Annotated in this window: 17 protein-coding genes; all 17 read left to right on the top strand. The window is 62.5% G+C overall.

Translation table 11 applies throughout. The features are described from left to right. The first annotated feature begins 5 nt into the window (after positions 1 to 5). Entirely contained in the window at positions 6 to 260 is a 255-nt protein-coding gene (locus B0D71_RS26260) for an acyl carrier protein (protein WP_007992314.1), read from the top strand. Next, positions 257 to 802, top strand: coding sequence for a COG4648 family protein (locus tag B0D71_RS26255; protein ID WP_103397307.1), 546 nt, complete (start codon positions 257 to 259; stop codon positions 800 to 802). The genes B0D71_RS26260 and B0D71_RS26255 overlap by 4 nt, the downstream gene beginning before the upstream one ends. Next, complete coding sequence (locus B0D71_RS26250) at positions 799 to 2,478, top strand: acyl-CoA synthetase family protein (RefSeq protein WP_103397306.1); 1,680 nt, start codon at positions 799 to 801, stop codon at positions 2,476 to 2,478. The genes B0D71_RS26255 and B0D71_RS26250 overlap by 4 nt, the downstream gene beginning before the upstream one ends. Positions 2,479 to 2,609: 131 nt before the next feature. Then, positions 2,610 to 3,344 carry a glycosyltransferase family 2 protein gene (locus B0D71_RS26245; protein ID WP_103397305.1) on the top strand — a complete coding sequence of 245 codons (735 nt, stop codon included), beginning with the start codon at positions 2,610 to 2,612 and terminating at the stop codon, positions 3,342 to 3,344. After that, positions 3,341 to 4,282: an LpxL/LpxP family acyltransferase gene (locus B0D71_RS26240; RefSeq protein ID WP_103397304.1), complete on the top strand. Its 942-nt coding sequence runs from the start codon at positions 3,341 to 3,343 to the stop codon at positions 4,280 to 4,282. The genes B0D71_RS26245 and B0D71_RS26240 overlap by 4 nt, the downstream gene beginning before the upstream one ends. Continuing rightward, positions 4,263 to 5,807 carry an HAL/PAL/TAL family ammonia-lyase gene (locus tag B0D71_RS26235; RefSeq protein WP_103397303.1) on the top strand — a complete coding sequence of 515 codons (1,545 nt, stop codon included), beginning with the start codon at positions 4,263 to 4,265 and terminating at the stop codon, positions 5,805 to 5,807. The genes B0D71_RS26240 and B0D71_RS26235 overlap by 20 nt, the downstream gene beginning before the upstream one ends. Next, a complete protein-coding gene (locus B0D71_RS26230; RefSeq protein WP_103397302.1) occupies positions 5,800 to 6,225 on the top strand; it encodes an acyl-CoA thioesterase in 426 nt (141 codons plus the stop codon). The genes B0D71_RS26235 and B0D71_RS26230 overlap by 8 nt, the downstream gene beginning before the upstream one ends. Continuing rightward, positions 6,222 to 6,926, top strand: coding sequence for an outer membrane lipoprotein carrier protein LolA (locus B0D71_RS26225; protein ID WP_103397301.1), 705 nt, complete (start codon positions 6,222 to 6,224; stop codon positions 6,924 to 6,926). Before B0D71_RS26230 ends, B0D71_RS26225 begins: the two co-directional genes overlap by 4 nt. Beyond that, positions 6,910 to 9,249 carry an MMPL family transporter gene (locus B0D71_RS26220; protein WP_103397300.1) on the top strand — a complete coding sequence of 780 codons (2,340 nt, stop codon included), beginning with the start codon at positions 6,910 to 6,912 and terminating at the stop codon, positions 9,247 to 9,249. The genes B0D71_RS26225 and B0D71_RS26220 overlap by 17 nt, the downstream gene beginning before the upstream one ends. Further along, positions 9,246 to 10,406: a sodium:proton antiporter gene (locus tag B0D71_RS26215; RefSeq protein ID WP_165798751.1), complete on the top strand. Its 1,161-nt coding sequence runs from the start codon at positions 9,246 to 9,248 to the stop codon at positions 10,404 to 10,406. Before B0D71_RS26220 ends, B0D71_RS26215 begins: the two co-directional genes overlap by 4 nt. Further along, positions 10,393 to 11,640, top strand: coding sequence for an NAD(P)/FAD-dependent oxidoreductase (locus B0D71_RS26210; protein ID WP_103397299.1), 1,248 nt, complete (start codon positions 10,393 to 10,395; stop codon positions 11,638 to 11,640). Before B0D71_RS26215 ends, B0D71_RS26210 begins: the two co-directional genes overlap by 14 nt. Beyond that, positions 11,637 to 12,362, top strand: coding sequence for a class I SAM-dependent methyltransferase (locus tag B0D71_RS26205; RefSeq protein WP_103397298.1), 726 nt, complete (start codon positions 11,637 to 11,639; stop codon positions 12,360 to 12,362). Before B0D71_RS26210 ends, B0D71_RS26205 begins: the two co-directional genes overlap by 4 nt. Beyond that, on the top strand, positions 12,362 to 12,979 hold the full coding sequence (locus tag B0D71_RS26200) for a DUF3261 domain-containing protein (protein WP_103397297.1): 618 nt from the start codon (positions 12,362 to 12,364) through the stop codon (positions 12,977 to 12,979). The genes B0D71_RS26205 and B0D71_RS26200 overlap by 1 nt, the downstream gene beginning before the upstream one ends. After that, positions 12,976 to 14,172, top strand: a complete 1,197-nt coding sequence (locus B0D71_RS26195) for a beta-ketoacyl-[acyl-carrier-protein] synthase family protein (RefSeq protein WP_103397296.1) — start codon at positions 12,976 to 12,978, stop codon at positions 14,170 to 14,172. The genes B0D71_RS26200 and B0D71_RS26195 overlap by 4 nt, the downstream gene beginning before the upstream one ends. Beyond that, positions 14,169 to 14,630 (top strand): hotdog family protein, encoded by a 462-nt coding sequence (locus B0D71_RS26190; protein ID WP_103397295.1) that lies wholly within the window; start codon positions 14,169 to 14,171, stop codon positions 14,628 to 14,630. The genes B0D71_RS26195 and B0D71_RS26190 overlap by 4 nt, the downstream gene beginning before the upstream one ends. Further along, on the top strand, positions 14,627 to 15,355 hold the full coding sequence (gene fabG, locus B0D71_RS26185) for a 3-oxoacyl-ACP reductase FabG (RefSeq protein WP_103397294.1): 729 nt from the start codon (positions 14,627 to 14,629) through the stop codon (positions 15,353 to 15,355). Before B0D71_RS26190 ends, fabG begins: the two co-directional genes overlap by 4 nt. After that, positions 15,355 to 16,581: a beta-ketoacyl-ACP synthase gene (locus tag B0D71_RS26180; protein ID WP_103397293.1), complete on the top strand. Its 1,227-nt coding sequence runs from the start codon at positions 15,355 to 15,357 to the stop codon at positions 16,579 to 16,581. The genes fabG and B0D71_RS26180 overlap by 1 nt, the downstream gene beginning before the upstream one ends. Positions 16,582 to 16,768 lie beyond the last annotated feature (187 nt).

The following is a 16,768-nucleotide window of genomic DNA, read 5'->3' as shown; positions in this document are numbered from 1 at the left end:
GGACCATGCAAACTCGTGATGACATTTTCAACACCCTGCGCGATGCCCTGGTCGAGCTCTTCGAGCTGGACCCCGAGCGTGTGAGCCTGGAATCCAACCTGTATCAGGACCTGGAAATCGACAGCATCGACGCGGTCGACCTGATTGATCACATCAAACGCCAGACCGGCAAGAAAATCGCCGCCGAAGAATTCAAATCAGTGCGTACCGTCAGTGACGTGGTCGAGGCGGTCTACCGTCTGGTTCAACCGGCCGCATGAGTCGAATGATCGGCCTTGGCCTGCTGCTGGCAGGCCTTTTGTATCCCTTTGCGGTGTATTTCGGCATGGAGCATTTCGCCCCCTGGCAGTTCGGCCTGCTGCTCGGCGGACTGTGGCTGGCCCGGGCGCTGACCGGCAAACGACGGCCTGGCAGCCTGTGGATGGCGATGGTGGCCATCGTGTTCTGTCTATTGCTGGCACTGTTCGACAGCCCGGCGCTGTTGCGCTGGTATCCGGTGTTGATCAGCAGCTTCATGCTGGTGCTGTTCGGATCGAGCCTGGCATTCGGCCCACCGATAGTCGAACGCCTGGCCCGGGTGCGCGAACCGCAATTACCGGCCGAGGGCATTCGTTATACCCGTCAGGTGACCATCGCCTGGAGTGTGTTTTTTCTCTGCAACGGTTTGTGTGCCGCTGCCCTGACAGTCTGGGCGCCGCTGAGCTGGTGGACGCTGTACACCGGCCTGATTTCCTACGGATTGATAGGCCTGATGTTTGCCATCGAATGGCTCATACGACAAAGGGTACGAGGCCGCCCATGAATTGGATAAAACTTGAGCAACTGTTGCTCAAGGCTCAACCGGAGCGCGCCGTAACGACCCGTCCGGCACTGGATCACGCCCGACTGTGCGAACAGGCGCTGCGCCTGGCTGCCGGCCTGCAGGCCCGGGGCGTACGGCAGATGGCCGTGCACCTTGAGGATGCCGCTGAACTGGCGGGCGCGCTGCTTGGCGCGTGGCGTGCCGGGGTCAGCGTGCTGCTGCCGTCCGACCTGCAACCGCAGACCCGCCAACGCTGGTCGAATGACGTCGACCTGTGGCTGACTGATCAGCCCGACGACACGCACCTTGGCGACCTCCAACAGCCGCCACTCAGTGCCGCTACGCTGGACCTGGATAACTGCCAACTCAGCCTGTGCACGTCCGGCTCCAGCGGCGAACCCAAGCGCATCGTAAAAAACCTGCGCCAACTGGCCAATGAAGTCGAAGCCCTGGAGCAGTTATGGGGCGCTGATCTGGGCCCGGCGTGCATCATTGGCAGCGTCGCCACCCAGCATATCTACGGCCTGTTGTTTCGGGTGCTGTGGCCGCTGTGCGCCGGGCGCCCGTTCGTACGTCGGCAAGTGGCCTTTGCGGAAGACCTGCAACGCGCCAGCCGCGAGTACCCGGCCTTCGCCTGGGTGGCCAGCCCGGCGCTGCTCAAGCGCATGGGCGACAACCTTGACTGGCCTGCGTTGGGCGCCGTACGCCGGGTGTTTTCCTCTGGCGGCGCATTGCCAGTCGAGGCCGCACAAAGCCTGCATGAGCGTCTGGGGCAATGGCCAACGGAAATCTTCGGCAGTTCGGAAACCGGCGGCATCGCCTGGCGTCAGGGCGCTGAACTCTGGCGGCCCTTTGCCGATGTCAGGCTGACCCAGGACAGTGAGGGTGCGCTGCAGATCGCCTCGCCGTATTTGCCCAAGGGCCATGTCGAACACACTGCCGATTCAGCGCGCATCGCCGACGATGGTCGCTTCCAATTGCTCGGGCGACTGGACCGGATCGTCAAGCTGGAAGAAAAACGCATCTCGCTGCCGATGCTGGAACAGGCGCTGATGACCCATGAATGGGTTGTCGAAGCGCGGCTCGGTGTGGTTCAGGAAAACCGCGCCTCCCTGGGAGCGTTGCTGGTGCTGAGCGAGGCCGGTTTGCATGTGCTGCGCAATCAGGGTCGACGCAGCCTCACCGAGCCATTGCGCCAACACCTGAGCCAACACTGCGAAGCCCTGGCCCTGCCAAGACGCTGGCGCCTGCTGCGACAACTGCCGCTGAACACTCAGGGCAAACTGCCCCAGGCCGACGTCGACGCCCTGCTGCTGGCGCCGCGCCCCAAAGCGCCTGAGGTGCTGGAGCAAATTGAAAGCAATGGCGAGTGGAGCCTGCAACTGGCCGTGCCGCCGGACCTGGCCTATTTCAGCGGTCACTTCCCCACGGCGCCGGTGTTGCCGGGTGTGGTGCAGGTGGACTGGGCGCTGAGCCTGGGCCGGCAACTGATGAGCCTGCCGGAAAAATTCGCCGGCATGGAAGTCTTGAAATTCCAGCAACTGGTGCGCCCGGGCGATGAAATCCAGCTGCACCTGCGCTTCGACCCGGCGCGCGGCAAATTGTATTTCGCCTATCGCAACGAAACCGCCACCTGCTCAAGCGGACGGATATTGCTGGAGGCGGCGCATGCATAAGCTGGGTGAGTGCTGCGCACTCAATCGCGAGCAGGCTCGCTCCCACATGGGGTCCGCGGCGTTCACAAATCCAGTGTGGGAGCGAGCCTGCTCGCGAAGCAGACACCTCGGTCCTTCAGGTGTACGCCAACATGCATAACCCCTGCGCCATCGTCCCGGTGTACAACCACGAAGACGCAATCACCACGGTGGTCGACGCGCTGATCGCCAGCAACCTGCCATGCATTCTGGTGGACGATGCCAGCAGCCTGCGCTGCGCCCGGGTGCTCGATCGCCTGGCACAGCGCGAAATGGTTTACCTGATCCGCCTCGCCGAAAACCAGGGCAAGGGTGGCGCGGTCATGACCGGCTTGCGCGAAGCTTCGCGCCTGGGTTTCAGCCATGCCTTGCAGGTGGATGCCGATGGCCAGCATGATTTGCAGGACATCAAGCGCTTCATCGAACAGTCTCGCCGCCACCCACGGGCGGTGATCTGCGGCTATCCGCAATATGATGCCAGCGTGCCGAAAGGCCGTTTGTATGCACGCTACCTGACTCATGTCATGGTCTGGATCAACACCCTGTCGTTGCAGATTCGCGACTCCATGTGCGGCTTTCGCATGTATCCATTGCCGCCGGTCCTGGCGTTGATCGAGTCAGCGAAAATCGGCAAGCGCATGGACTTCGACTCGGACATCCTGGTGCGCCTGGCCTGGCGCAATCAGCCGATGTTATGGCTGCAAACCAAAGTCCATTACCCGCTGGACGGTGTTTCGCATTTTCGTATGTTCCACGACAACGTGCTGATTTCCAGCATGCACACGCGGCTGTTCTTCGGCATGTTGCTGCGCGCGCCAATGATCCTCTGGCGACGGTGGCGGGCATGAGCGCAGACAACCAGCACTGGGCCGACCGCGAAGAGCGCGGCAGTTTCTGGCTGATGAAACTCACCGCGTTCGGCGCCAAAGTGTTGGGCCGTCGAGTACTGAGCCCCGTGCTGTACGGCATCGTCTTGTACTTTTTCCTGTTCGGTCGCAGCGCCCGCCACAGTGCCTGGCAATACCAGCAACGCCTGGCCGACTGGAGCGGTCGCAGCGAATTGCGCCCAAGCCATTGGCGGGTATTCGGCCAGTTCATGGCTTTCGCCGATTCCATGCTCGACAAACTCGACGTGTGGAACGGCAAGCTGAGCATCGAACAAATCGAAATCATCGACCCGGCGCTGTTGCGCGACCAATTGCGCGGGACACGCGGGCAGATGCTGGTGGGCGCGCACCTGGGCAATCTGGAAGTCTGTCGTGCGCTTGCCGAGATCGGCGAGAAGGTGACGATGAACGTGCTGGTGCACACCAAGCACGCCGAACAGTTCAACCGCTTGCTGGGCGAAGCCGGCGCGACCAACCTTCGGCTGATTCAGGTCAGCGAACTCGACCCCGGGGTCATGCTGCAACTGAGCGAACGCCTGGAGCGCGGCGAGTGGCTGGCGATTGCCGGTGATCGCGTGCCGCTGCATGGCGGGCGCAGCGTAACCGTGGACTTCCTCGGTCATCCGGCCAGATTCCCCCAGGGTCCGTGGCTGCTGGCCGGCCTGCTCAAATGTCCGATCAACCTGCTGCTGTGCCTGAAAAAGCCCGACGGCGACTATCGACTGACCATTGAACCCTTCGCTGACGCAATCACCTGGAAGCGCAGCGATCGCGAACAGGTCATTCATCAGTGGGCGTCCCGCTACGCTGAGCGCCTGAGTCACTATTGCCTCGAAGCGCCCCAACAATGGTTCAACTTTTACCCTTTCTGGAAGACCGATGACGACGCCAACGCTTGAGCCGGTAACCTTCGGCGAACGCCCTTTGCGCATTGAAGACGTGCTGGCCCTGGCCAACCGCAAGGTGCCGACGCAGTTGCAAAGCGATCCCGCCTACCGCGAGCGCATCGCCAAGGGCGCGCGTTTTCTGGACTCTCTGCTGGACAAGGAAGGCGTGATCTACGGTGTGACCACCGGTTATGGCGATTCCTGCGTGGTTGCGGTGCCGCTGCATCACGTCGAGGCGCTGCCCCGTCACCTGTACACTTTTCACGGTTGTGGCTTGGGCAAACTGCTCGACGCCCAGGCCACCCGCGCGGTACTGGCGGCGCGTTTGCAGTCGTTGTGCCACGGTGTTTCCGGGGTGCGCGTGGAGCTGCTGGAGCGCCTGCAGGCGTTCCTTGAACACGACATCCTGCCGCTGATTCCGGAGGAAGGTTCAGTGGGCGCCAGTGGTGACCTGACGCCGCTGTCGTACGTTGCCGCCACGTTGTCCGGCGAACGCGAGGTGATGTTCCGCGGTGAACGCCGGCAAGCCGCCGATGTGCACCGCGAACTCGGCTGGCAGCCACTGGTGTTGCGTCCCAAAGAAGCCCTGGCCTTGATGAACGGCACCGCCGTGATGACCGGTCTGGCTTGCCTGGCATTCGCCCGCGCCGATTATCTACTGCAACTGGCCACCCGCATCACAGCGCTGAACGTGGTCGCCCTGCAAGGCAACCCGGAGCATTTCGACGAGCGCCTGTTCGCCGCCAAGCCACATCCGGGGCAGATGCAGGTCGCCGCGTGGCTGCGCAAGGACCTGGCCATCGACGCCCCGACCGCGCCGCTGCATCGCCTGCAGGACCGCTATTCCCTGCGCTGCGCACCCCATGTGCTGGGCGTGCTGGCCGACAGTCTGAACTGGCTGCGCTCGTTCATCGAGATTGAACTCAACAGCGCCAACGACAACCCGATTATCGACGCCGAAGCCGAACGCGTGCTGCACGGCGGGCACTTCTACGGCGGGCACATCGCGTTCGCCATGGACAGCCTGAAAAACCTCGTGGCCAATGTCGCCGACCTGCTGGATCGGCAACTCGCGCTGCTGGTGGATGAGCGCTATAACCATGGCTTGCCGAGCAATCTGTCCGGCGCCACGGCTGACCGCGCCATGCTCAATCATGGCTTCAAGGCGGTGCAGATCGGCACCAGTGCCTGGACCGCCGAAGCGCTGAAGAACACCATGCCGGCCAGCGTCTTCTCGCGCTCCACCGAATGCCACAACCAGGACAAAGTCAGCATGGGCACCATCGCCGCCCGGGATGCGATCCGCGTGCTGGAACTCACCGAGCAGGTGGCGGCCGCCACGTTGCTGGCAGCCAATCAGGGCGTCTGGCTGCGTGGCCAGGCTGAAGATGCACGACCACTGCCACCCGCTTTGGCCGCCATGCACGAAGAACTGGCCAAGGACTTCGCACCGGTCATCGAAGACCGAGCACTGGAAAGCGAGTTGCGCCTGTGCCTGCAACGCATCGCCGAACAACACTGGAGGCTGCATGCGTAGCAAGGGATTCCTGCACACCGACACGGAAATCGTCGTACCGTTCTTTGATGTCGACAGCATGCACGTGGTCTGGCACGGCCATTACGTCAAATACCTGGAAGTGGCCCGCTGCGCGCTACTGGACAAAATCGGCCACAACTACACCGCGATGAACGAGTCAGGCTATGCCTGGCCGGTGATCGACCTGCAATTGCGCTACGTGCGCGGCGCGGTGTTCGGTCAGAAACTCAACGTGCGCGCCAACCTGGTGGAGTGGGAGAACCGCTTGAAGATCAACTACCTGATCAGCGATCTGCAAACCGGTGAACGCCTGACCCGGGCCATGTCGGTGCAAGTCGCCGTCGACCTCGCCAGCCGCGAGATGCAACTGGCCTCGCCTGACGTGTTCACCGATGCCGTAGAGAGAGCTCTGCGATGATTTTCTGCCCCTCCCGCTCCCCTGTAGGAGCGAGCTTGCTCGCGATGGTCGTTAACGATGACACCGGGCACCTGACACCCCGCGGCTTTCTCAGGTTTTTCGCGAGCAAGCTCGCTCCTACTGTGTTCTGCGTACTACTGGGTATTCCTGGACTGGCCCATGCCTTCGACCTGCAACAACTCAGCGATCAACTGGCCCGGCCCGAGGTGATCCACGGCAACTTCATCCAGGAAAAACACCTGCGTGCCCTGCCCCAGCCGCTGACCAGCAAGGGCACGTTCGTCCTGGCGAAGAACCACGGCCTGTTGTGGCTGCTCAAATCGCCACTGCAACAGGACTATCGCATCACCGCCAAAGGCATTGCCCGGCGTGACGGCAGTGTCTGGCAGATGCTGCCGGGCAAAAGCGCCGGTGCCGAGCAGAACCGTTTGTTCCTCGCCGTGCTGCAAGGCGACAGCAGTGGTCTGCAACGGGATTTCGAGCTGTCTCTGAGCGGCGACGCGCAGAACTGGAAGCTCACGTTGGTGCCGCGCTCGATGCTGCTCAAGCAGGTGTTCAACCAGATCAACATTACCGGCGCAGAACTGGTGCACAGCATCGAACTGCTCGAAACCCAGGGCGACAGTACGTTATTGCGCATGCAGGACAGCACCAGCGCCCAACCGTTGAGCGACGCGGAGCAGCATGACTTTGCCGAGTGAACGGTGGTTGCCACGGCTGTTTCTGATCCTGCTGCTGGCAGTACTGGCGCTCGCCGGCTGGCAATGGCGTGACGGCGCGCCACTGTCGGCGAACCTGATGGAACTGGTGCCTGGCACGGCGCCCGATGCCCTGGAACTGCGCGCCGAACAACGCATGCAAGAGCCGCTGAATCGCGAAATGCTGGTGCTGGTCGGCCACACCGATCGCCAGCAGGCCGTCGCCATGGCGCAAACCCTGGGCGAACAATGGCAGGCCAGTGGATTGTTCGAAAAGGTCCAGTGGACCCTGCAAGCCGACCTGCCGGCGCTGCGCACGCAATTGCTGCAAGGTCGCCTGGCGATGCTCCAGGCGGCGGACCGACAACTGCTGATCGAGCACCCCGACACCTTTATCCAGCAACGCGTGCAGGCCTTGTTCGACCCGTTCAACGGTTACAGCCTGGTGCCGAGCCAGGACGACTGGCTGGGCCTGACCGGGCGTATCCAGAACAGCCAGCCGCAACACGGTGCGGTGCAACTGGACATCGGCAGCGGCGCCCTGGTCGCCGATGCCGATGGCAAGAGCTGGGTGCTGCTGCGCGCGCGCACCACCGGCAACGCCTTCGACATGAACCTGCCACTGCAAGTGGCCGACTTGCTCAAGCACAGCCGCGAAGAAGCCGCCCGGCACGACGTGCAACTGCTCGCCGCCAGCGGCTTGCTGTACGCCGCTAACGGGCAACAGCAGGCCACCCGGGAAATGACCTGGGTCGGTGGTGGTGCCACCGTCGGGATTTTGTTGCTGCTGCTGTTGGCCTTCCGGCGCTGGCGTGTCTTGCTGGCCTTTGTGCCGGTGCTGGTCGGGATGCTCTTCGGAGCGGTGGCCTGCGTGGCGTTGTTCGGCCATATGCACGTGATGACGTTGGTGCTCGGTTCGAGCCTGATCGGTGTCGCGGTCGACTACCCGCTGCACTACCTGTCCAAGAGCTGGAGCCTCAAGCCCTGGCACAGCTGGCCCGCCCTGCGCCTGACCTTGCCCGGGTTGACCCTGAGCCTGATCACCAGTGGCATCGGTTACCTGGCCCTGGCCTGGACACCCTTCCCGGCACTGACCCAGATTGCCGCGTTCTCTGCCGCCGGTTTGCTCGGCGCCTATTTATCCGCCGTGTGCCTGCTGCCGGCCTTGCTCAAGGGTGTTGAACTGCGCCCGGCGCAATGGCCATTACAGGTGTCCGAGTTTTTGCTGGGCTGTCGTGAAGCGCTGCTCAAACAGGTGAAAACACCGGTCTTGCTGGCACTGCTGATCGCCTTTTGCGTGGGTGGTCTGTTGCAGCTGGACAGCAAAAACGACATCCGCCAGTGGATCAGCGCGCCACAACAATTGACCGACGAAGCTCGCACCATTGCCCGGATCACCGGCTATCAACCCACCAGCCAGTTCTTCCTGATACGCGCCGCCAATCAGCAGCAACTGCTCGAACGCCAGACCGCGCTGAGAGAGCGACTTGATCAATTGATTGGCCTGGAAAAGCTCCAGGGCTATCTGTCGCTCAATCAACTGGTCAGCCCTCCGAGCGAACAGCAGCAGGTCCGCGCAGCGCTGAGCAAACTGCCTTCGTTCTGGCAGCCGTTGCTCGACATCGGCGTACCGGCCGAGGCGCTACAAGCCGAGCTGACGAAGCTACAGGCATTGCCGACCGTAGACATCGATGCAGCGCTCAGCGGCCCGCTGGCAGAACCCTACCGGCCCCTGTGGCTGGGGCCGACCGATGACGGCGTGGCGGCGATGGTCAGCCTGCAGGGCATCAACAACCCGGCACTTTTGCGGCTTCAGGGTGAGGATTTACCCGGCGTGACACTGGTGGATCGACTGGGCGAATTGAACAACGTCTTCGCGGCCACCCAAATCAGTGCCGCGGAACTGAAACTCGCCTCCTGCGTGCTGATTGTGCTGGTGCTGATCCTGCCGTTCGGCCTCGGCGGCGCGTTGCGCATCGTGTCCCTGCCGCTGCTGGCGGCCTTGTGCAGCCTGGCCAGCCTCGGCTGGCTCGGGCAGCCGTTGACCCTGTTCAGTCTGTTTGGCCTGCTGCTGGTGACGGCGATCAGCGTCGATTACGCGATCCTGATGCGCGAACAGGTCGGCGGTGCGGCCGTGAGCCTGCTGGGCACCCTGCTGGCGGCCTTGACCACCTGGCTGTCGTTCGGCCTGCTGGCGGTGTCGAGTACCCCGGCGGTGAGCAACTTCGGACTGTCGGTGAGCCTGGGCCTGGCCTTCAGCTTCCTGCTCGCACCTTGGGCCGGTCGACAGCCGCATGGGGCTACGGCCGTGGAGCGTGCAACATGATGGTCGTGCTGTTCTGGGCGATGGCGCTGGTCTTGTTCGCCGTGGCGACCCGCGTCGGCCGGCATTTCGGCCTGATTCCCATCGTCAGCCAGTTGCTGCTGGCGACCCTCGGCTTGCCGCTGTTGATGTATTTCTGGATCGAGCCCCAATGGCAATTGAGCGGTGCGCTGCTGGTGTCGCCAGGCTGGCTGAAAAACCTCTACAGCCTGAGCTTTGCCCTGTTGCTGGGTTACATCCTCAGTGATGTGATCGACCTGCAACTGGATCGCCAGAGCCTGAAAATCGCCCTGCCCAGCTTTTGCATTCCGTTCGCCTGTGGCCTGGCCACGGCCGTCTGGTTGTTGCCGTCGCAACCGTGGATCAGCTCGCTGGCCGTCGGCTTGTTGTTCGCCATCACCGCGATTCCAGTGCTGTACCTGTACCTGCGACACATCGATTACCCACCCGCCGCCACCCGGCGTCTGGTGCAAACCGCGATCCTCATCGACCTCGCCTGCTGGACCCTGTTCGGCATCGCCCAGGGCAGCCTGCACCTGAGCAGCCTGTTGCTGCCCCTGGCTGGTGCCTGCCTGCCGGTACTGCTGCGGTTGCTCGGCTTGCGCCAGACGTGGCTTTACAGCCTGAGCTTTTTCGCCCTGCTGGTCGTCGCCGAACACTTCAAGCTCAATGCGCTGATTTTTGGCATCGGTTATGTGCTGATCATGGCCGCGCTGAAAGCCCCACTGGTCCTGCCGCTGCCAGCCGTTTGGATGAGCCGCTTGCAGACGTATATCGCCATCCCGCTGATCCTCACGTTCGGCATCGTGCAGATCAATGTACACAGCGCGATCGACAGCCTCGGCTGGGTGCAACTGCTGGCCCTGCTGCTGTTGCCGATGCTGAGCAAACTGCTGGGCAACTGGCTCGGCCTCGGCTGGGCCGGGGCCTCGTTCACTGGCGCCAGCCGCTGGCGGGAAAGCGTGCTGCTGAACATCCGTGGTTTGAGCGAGATCGTTTTTCTCAACCTGCTGCTGCAACAGCAACTCATCAGCCCGCCGCTGTACTTTGCCCTGATGCTGATGGGCCTGATCGCTACACTGCTGCCAGCCCTGACCGGCATGCACCGAATCCCCCTGAAAACCACTGTCCCGGCAAGGAGCCCTCATGCCAACCGTTGAAATGGAACGCCGCCAGGTCGTGGTCATCGGTGCTGGTCCCTCCGGTGCCATCGCCGCTGCGTTGCTCAAGCGCCAGGGACACGATGTGCTGGTGATCGAGCGTCAGCATTTCCCACGTTTTTCCATCGGTGAAAGCCTGTTGGCGCACTGCCTGGACTTCGTCGAAGAAGCGGGCATGCTCGACGCCGTCAACGCGGCCGGCTTCCAGCTGAAAACCGGTGCCGCGTTTGCCTGGGGCGATCGCTACAGCGCCTTTGATTTCAGCGAAACGTTCAGTCATGGCAAATCAACGACCTTTCAGGTCCAGCGCGCCGATTTCGATAAGCTGCTGGCCGATCAGGCCGCGTTGCAGGGCGTGGAGATCCGCTACGGCGAAAGCATCGTCAGCGTTGACATTGAGCCCGGAAAACCGCAACTCGGCGTGCGCCGCGAAGACGGCAGCGAGTACCGCATCGAGGCCGGTTTTCTACTCGATGCCAGTGGTTACGGCCGCGTGCTGCCGCGCTTGCTCGACCTTGAGGCGCCGTCGAACTTCCCGGTGCGCCAGGCCGTGTTCACTCACGTCGAGGACCGCATCGACCACCCTGCCTTCGACCGCAGCAAGATCCTCGTGACCACTCATCCGACCCTGCGCGACGTGTGGTTCTGGACCATCCCGTTCAGTAACGGGCGCTGCTCGGTCGGCGTGGTCGCCGCCGAGGACCGTTTCGCCGGCCGCAGCGACAATCTGGACCAATGCCTGCGCGGCTTTATCGCCGAGACGCCAAGCCTGGCCAGCGTGTTGCAAAATGCGCAGTGGGACACCGAAGCCCGAACCATCGGCGGTTACTCGGCCAACGTCAAAACCCTGCACGGTCCAGGCTTCGCGCTGCTGGGCAATGCCGCAGAATTCCTCGACCCGGTGTTCTCCTCCGGCGTGACCATCGCCATGCGTTCGGCGAGCATGGCCGCCGGGGTGTTGCACCGCCAACTGCAAGGCGAAGCCGTCGACTGGCAAACCGAGTTCGCTGAACCGCTCAAGCGCGGCGTCGACACGTTCCGTTGCTACGTCGAAGGCTGGTACGCCGGGACCTTTCAGGATGTGATCTTCCATGAGAGCAGTTCGCCGGAGATTCGCGGGATGATCAGCTCCATCCTTGCCGGCTACGCCTGGGACCCACGCAACCCGTTCGTCAGCGAAGCCAGGCGCCGGTTGAAGGTGATATCCGAATTCTGTGCAAGGGATGCGTCATGAACTACTTGAGCGACAACTACGTCGAAGAAACCCGTTTCGGGTTGTGGTTCCTGCGCAGCCGGATCTGGCAACACTATGTTCTGCGGTTGGCGATCGACGATTTGTGCAACCTGTTCAGCGAAGCGATGCCTGTCAGCCCGGTTCTGCTGGATGCCGGTTGTGGCCAGGGCAAATCATTCGCGCTGCTGCGCCAGGCCTTTGCGCCCGGTCGCCTGATTGGCGTCGATGCTGATCCCCACAGCCTGGAGCAGAGCCGCGCAGAAGCGGCCCGCCAAGGCATGGACGTGGAGTTGATCGGCGGCGATTGCGCCAGCCTCAACCTGCCGGACGCCAGTATCGACCTGCTGTTCTGTCACCAGACCTTCCATCATCTGGTGGAACAGGAACAGGCCCTGACCGAGTTCTACCGCGTACTCAAACCCGGCGGTTATCTGCTGTTCGCCGAATCCACCGAGGCCTACATTGATACCTGGGTGATCCGCTGGTTGTTCCGCCACCCCATGCACGTGCAGAAAAGCGCGGCGCAGTATCTGCAAATGATTCGCCAGCAGGGTTTCGAATTTACCGCGAAAAACGTGTCTTATCCGTACCTGTGGTGGAGTCGCGCCAAGGATTTCGGCCTGCTCGAACACTTGGGTGTGTGCAAGCCAAAACCTTTTGGCCAACGGGAAGAAACCCTGGTCAATGTGGTGGCGCGCAAACCTTTTGAAGGAACTGTGTGATGTTCATTGCCAACCGCTCGAAGCACCATCCCTGTGGGAGCGGGCTTGCTCGCGAAAGCGGAGGGTCAGTCAACATTGATGCCGAATGTATCGCCGCCATCGCGAGCAAGCTCGCTCCTACAGGGGTAGCGGGCATGCTGAAATATCTGTTACTCGCCGCAACCCTGCTGCTGAGCGCCTGCGCCGGTCGGGCGCCGTTGCCCGAGAAAAATCCGGATCTGCCGTTGCCGCTGCAACTGCACATCCAGCTCTTACAGCCCGACGACCGCCAGGACTGGGTGCTGGTGATCCAGCGTGAAGAATCGGGTATTCGCTGGTCGATGATGGACCTGCTGGGCATCCCCCAGGCCCGCCAGAAGTTGATCGACAAAACCTGGGAGTCCGATGGTTTCTTGCCACCCAATCCGCGAGCCCGCGAGCTGTTCGCGGCGCTGCTGTTTGCGCTGACGCCGGAAGATGAACTGGCGGCCAACTATCCCGACGCCTGGCAGCACGGTACACAACGGTCCCTGCCCGAGCGCTGGGACATTCGCTACGCACAACCGCAGAATTTCGAATTGAAGTTTCCGAAAGGCCCGACTTATCAAGTCACCCCCCTGAGCGGTGAAACGCCATGACGGCTTACCTCAATGCCCTCGGATTGGTCTGCGCATTGGGCCGCGACAAGCAGGAAGTGGCCCGCAAGCTGTTTGCCGGCGACTGCGGCGGCATGCGTGAACAGACCGGGTGGGTGCCACAACGCACGCTGCCGGTCGGCGCGGTCCAGGGCAAACTGGCAACCCTTCCAGCCGACATGTCGCGCCATCACAGTCGCAACAATCAGTTGTTGCTGGAAGCCACGCTGCAAATCCGCGCGGACATCGACAGCGCGATCCAGACCTTCGGCCGCGACCGCATCGGTGTCGTGCTGGGCACCAGCACCTCGGGTATCGACGAGGCCAGCCAGGGCCTGGCGCATTACCTGCGCGAAAAGCAGTTCCCTGCCGAGTACGACTACCAGCAACAGGAACTCGGTGCGCCGGCAAATTTCCTCGCCGACTGGCTGCAATTGAGCGGGCCGGCCTATGTCATCTCCACGGCTTGCACCTCCAGTGCCCGAGCCCTGATGAGCGCCCAGCGCCTGTTGGACCTGGGCATTTGCGACGCGGTGCTGTGTGGCGGTGTCGATACCCTGTGCAAGCTGACCCTCAATGGTTTTACGGCGCTGGAAGCGGTTTCGGAGCAGCGTTGCAATCCGTTTTCGGTGAACCGTAACGGCATCAATATTGGCGAAGCGGCGGTACTGTTCCTGATGACCAAAAGTGCAGGTGATAGCCAACCGATTGCCTTGCTCGGCAGCGGCGCCAGCTCCGATGCGCATCACATTTCCGCCCCGGAGCCGGCGGGTCGTGGCGCCCTGCAAGCCATGCGCAAAGCCTTGGGCCGCGCCAACCTGCAACCGGAGCAGATCGCTTATCTGAACCTCCACGGCACCGCTACCCAACACAACGACGCCATGGAAAGCCAGGCCGTGGCGACGCTGTTCCCGGCCGGTGTGCACTGTTCCTCGAGCAAACCGATGACCGGCCACACCCTTGGCGCAGCCGGTGCACTGGAAGCGGCGTTCTGCTGGTTGAGCCTGAGCACTGACAATCGCGAGCATGCCTTGCCACCGCATGTCTGGGACGGGCAGCCCGACCCCGAACTGCCGCCGCTGCAATGGGTGACCCCGGCGACTCGCCTGACGTCCATTGCACCCCGCTACCTGATGAGCAACTCCTTCGCCTTCGGGGGCAATAACGTCAGCCTGATTATCGGAGACGCCCCATGATTGACTGGCCGCTCGCCGAATTGCTGCCCCACGCTGGCGACATGATCCTCATCGATCAGATCCTGGCGTTCGATGAAGAGCAGATTCACACCCGCCTGACCGTCAAGCCCGATGGCCTGTTCAATCTCCCCGACGGCAGCCTGCCAGCCTGGGTCGGCATCGAACTGATGGCCCAGAGTGTGGCCGCCTTCGCCGGTTGCCATGCGCGTCAGCGCGGTGATGACGTGGCGTTGGGCTTCCTGCTCGGCAGCCGTAAATTCGAATGCAACGTTGAAAGCTTCCCGGCCGGCTGCGAGTTGACCATCCACGGCATTCGCTCTCTGGAAGACGACAACGGCATGGGTGTGTTTGAGTGCCACATCAACGCCCACGGCATTCACGCCACCGCCCGTCTGAACGTGTATCGCCCACCCCAGGCCGCTCAATATCTCCATGAACCCGAAGGAGTCCAGTCATGACTGAATCCGTACTGGTCACCGGTTCCAGCCGTGGCATCGGCCGCGCCATCGCCCTGCGTCTGGCCCAGGCCGGGCACGACATCGTGCTGCATTGCCGCAGCGGCCTGGCCGACGCCGAAGCCGTCAAGACCGAAGTCGAGGCCTTGGGCCGTCGTGCGCGCATCCTGCAGTTCGACGTGGCCGACCGCGCCCGCTGCAAAGAAATTCTCGAAGCCGACGTGGAAACCCACGGCGCCTATTACGGCGTGGTGCTCAATGCCGGCCTGACCCGCGACGGTGCTTTTCCGGCCTTGAGCGAAGAAGACTGGGATGTGGTGATGCGCACCAACCTCGACGGTTTCTATAACGTGCTGCACCCGGTGATGATGCCGATGATTCGTCGTCGCGCCGCCGGGCGGATTGTTTGCATCACCTCGGTATCCGGCCTGATCGGCAACCGTGGCCAGGTCAACTACAGCGCCTCCAAGGCTGGATTGATCGGCGCAGCCAAGGCATTGGCGATCGAGCTGGGCAAGCGCAAAATCACCGTTAACTGTGTCGCACCCGGCCTGATCGACACAGCCATGCTCGACGAAAACGTGCCGGTGGAAGAACTGATGAAAATGATCCCCGCACAACGCATGGGCACCCCTGAAGAGGTGGCCGGTGCGGTGAATTTCCTGATGTCGGCGGAAGCCTCGTACATCACCCGGCAGGTTCTGGCCGTCAACGGAGGCCTGTGCTGATGAAGCGCGTCGTCGTCACCGGCATGGCCGGCATCACCTCGCTCGGCAGCGATTGGGAAACCATCGCCGGCAACTTCGCGGCCAACCGCAGCGGCATCCGCCGGATGGACGAGTGGGATCGCTTTACCGAACTCAACACGCGCCTGGCTGGCCCCATTGATGACTTCAAGGTGCCCAGCCACTGGACCCGCAAGCAACTGCGCAGCATGGGCCGGGTTTCGCGGCTTGCAGTGGGTGCCGCGGAAATGGCACTGGCCGACGCCGGCCTGTTGGGCGACGAGTCGATCAAGGACGGGCGCATGGGCGTCGCCTGCGGTTCCTCCACCGGCAGCACCGATGAGATCAAGGCATTCGGCAACATGCTGCTCAACTCAGTGGCCGAAGGCCTGAACGCCAACTCCTACGTGCGCATGATGCCGCACACCACGGCAGCCAATATCAGCATCTTCTTCGGCCTCACCGGTCGCCTGATCCCGACCTCCAGCGCCTGCACCAGCGGCAGCCAGGGCATTGGCTATGCCTACGAGGCGATCAAGTTCGGCCGCCTGCCGCTGATGCTCGCCGGCGGCGCCGAAGAACTGTGCCCGACCGAAGCCATGGTCTTCGACGCGCTCTACGCCACCAGCCTGAAGAACGACACCCCGCAACGCAGCCCGCGCCCTTACGACACCGCACGCGACGGCCTGGTGATCGGCGAAGGCGGCGGCATGCTGGTGCTCGAAGAACTGGAACACGCCCTGGCCCGCGGCGCGCACATCCATGCCGAGATCGTCGGATTCGGCAGCAACGCCGACGGCCAGCACACCACCCGCCCCGAACAAATCACCATGCGCCGGGCCATGGAACTGGCCCTGGAAGACGCCGGGCTGGAACCGTCTGACATCGGCTACGTCAACGGCCACGGCACCGCCACCGAACAGGGCGACATCGCCGAAACCCTGGCCACCAGCAGCCTGTTCGGCGAACACATGCCAATCAGCTCGCAGAAAAGCTTCCTCGGCCACACCCTCGGCGCCTGCGGTGCGCTGGAATCGTGGTTCAGCATCGAAATGATGAACCGCGACCTCTACGCCCACACCTTCAACCTCGACGAAGTCGACCCGCATTGCGGCAAGCTGGATTACCTGCGCGGCGAGTTTCGACAGATGAGCAATCGGTACGTGATGAACAACAACTTTGCGTTTGGCGGGGTGAATACTTCGCTGATTTTCAAGCGCTGGCCGTAACAAGGCGATTTGAAGAGCAATGAATAACCTGTGGCGAGGGAGCTTGCTCCCGTTGGACTGCGCAGCAGTCCCCTTTTGGGGCCGCTGCGCGACCCAGCGGGAGCAAACTCCCTCGCCACTAACAATGCTCCGCAATGAAATGACATAAACGGAAACTGGAGTACGTAAATTCAGAAACGTCCCACAA

This window comes from Pseudomonas laurylsulfativorans, from assembly GCF_002906155.1.
Lineage (GTDB): Bacteria > Pseudomonadota > Gammaproteobacteria > Pseudomonadales > Pseudomonadaceae > Aquipseudomonas > Aquipseudomonas laurylsulfativorans.
This window is presented reverse-complemented; position numbering and strand designations above follow the sequence as displayed.

Excerpts from the sequence above, each read along its gene's own strand:
- B0D71_RS26255 (WP_103397307.1), top strand. The coding sequence starts at position 257 with ATGAGTCGAATGATCGGCCTTGGCCTGCTGCTGGCAGGCCTTTTGTAT.
- B0D71_RS26190 (WP_103397295.1), top strand. The coding sequence starts at position 14,169 with ATGATTGACTGGCCGCTCGCCGAATTGCTGCCCCACGCTGGCGACATG.
- fabG (WP_103397294.1), top strand. The coding sequence starts at position 14,627 with ATGACTGAATCCGTACTGGTCACCGGTTCCAGCCGTGGCATCGGCCGC.
- B0D71_RS26235 (WP_103397303.1), top strand. The coding sequence starts at position 4,263 with ATGACGACGCCAACGCTTGAGCCGGTAACCTTCGGCGAACGCCCTTTG.
- B0D71_RS26225 (WP_103397301.1), top strand. The coding sequence starts at position 6,222 with ATGATTTTCTGCCCCTCCCGCTCCCCTGTAGGAGCGAGCTTGCTCGCG.
- B0D71_RS26240 (WP_103397304.1), top strand. The coding sequence starts at position 3,341 with ATGAGCGCAGACAACCAGCACTGGGCCGACCGCGAAGAGCGCGGCAGT.
- B0D71_RS26250 (WP_103397306.1), top strand. The coding sequence starts at position 799 with ATGAATTGGATAAAACTTGAGCAACTGTTGCTCAAGGCTCAACCGGAG.
- B0D71_RS26205 (WP_103397298.1), top strand. The coding sequence starts at position 11,637 with ATGAACTACTTGAGCGACAACTACGTCGAAGAAACCCGTTTCGGGTTG.
- B0D71_RS26195 (WP_103397296.1), top strand. The coding sequence starts at position 12,976 with ATGACGGCTTACCTCAATGCCCTCGGATTGGTCTGCGCATTGGGCCGC.
- B0D71_RS26215 (WP_165798751.1), top strand. The coding sequence starts at position 9,246 with ATGATGGTCGTGCTGTTCTGGGCGATGGCGCTGGTCTTGTTCGCCGTG.
- B0D71_RS26260 (WP_007992314.1), top strand. The coding sequence starts at position 6 with ATGCAAACTCGTGATGACATTTTCAACACCCTGCGCGATGCCCTGGTC.
- B0D71_RS26245 (WP_103397305.1), top strand. The coding sequence starts at position 2,610 with ATGCATAACCCCTGCGCCATCGTCCCGGTGTACAACCACGAAGACGCA.
- B0D71_RS26200 (WP_103397297.1), top strand. The coding sequence starts at position 12,362 with ATGTTCATTGCCAACCGCTCGAAGCACCATCCCTGTGGGAGCGGGCTT.
- B0D71_RS26210 (WP_103397299.1), top strand. The coding sequence starts at position 10,393 with ATGCCAACCGTTGAAATGGAACGCCGCCAGGTCGTGGTCATCGGTGCT.
- B0D71_RS26230 (WP_103397302.1), top strand. The coding sequence starts at position 5,800 with ATGCGTAGCAAGGGATTCCTGCACACCGACACGGAAATCGTCGTACCG.
- B0D71_RS26220 (WP_103397300.1), top strand. The coding sequence starts at position 6,910 with ATGACTTTGCCGAGTGAACGGTGGTTGCCACGGCTGTTTCTGATCCTG.
- B0D71_RS26180 (WP_103397293.1), top strand. The coding sequence starts at position 15,355 with ATGAAGCGCGTCGTCGTCACCGGCATGGCCGGCATCACCTCGCTCGGC.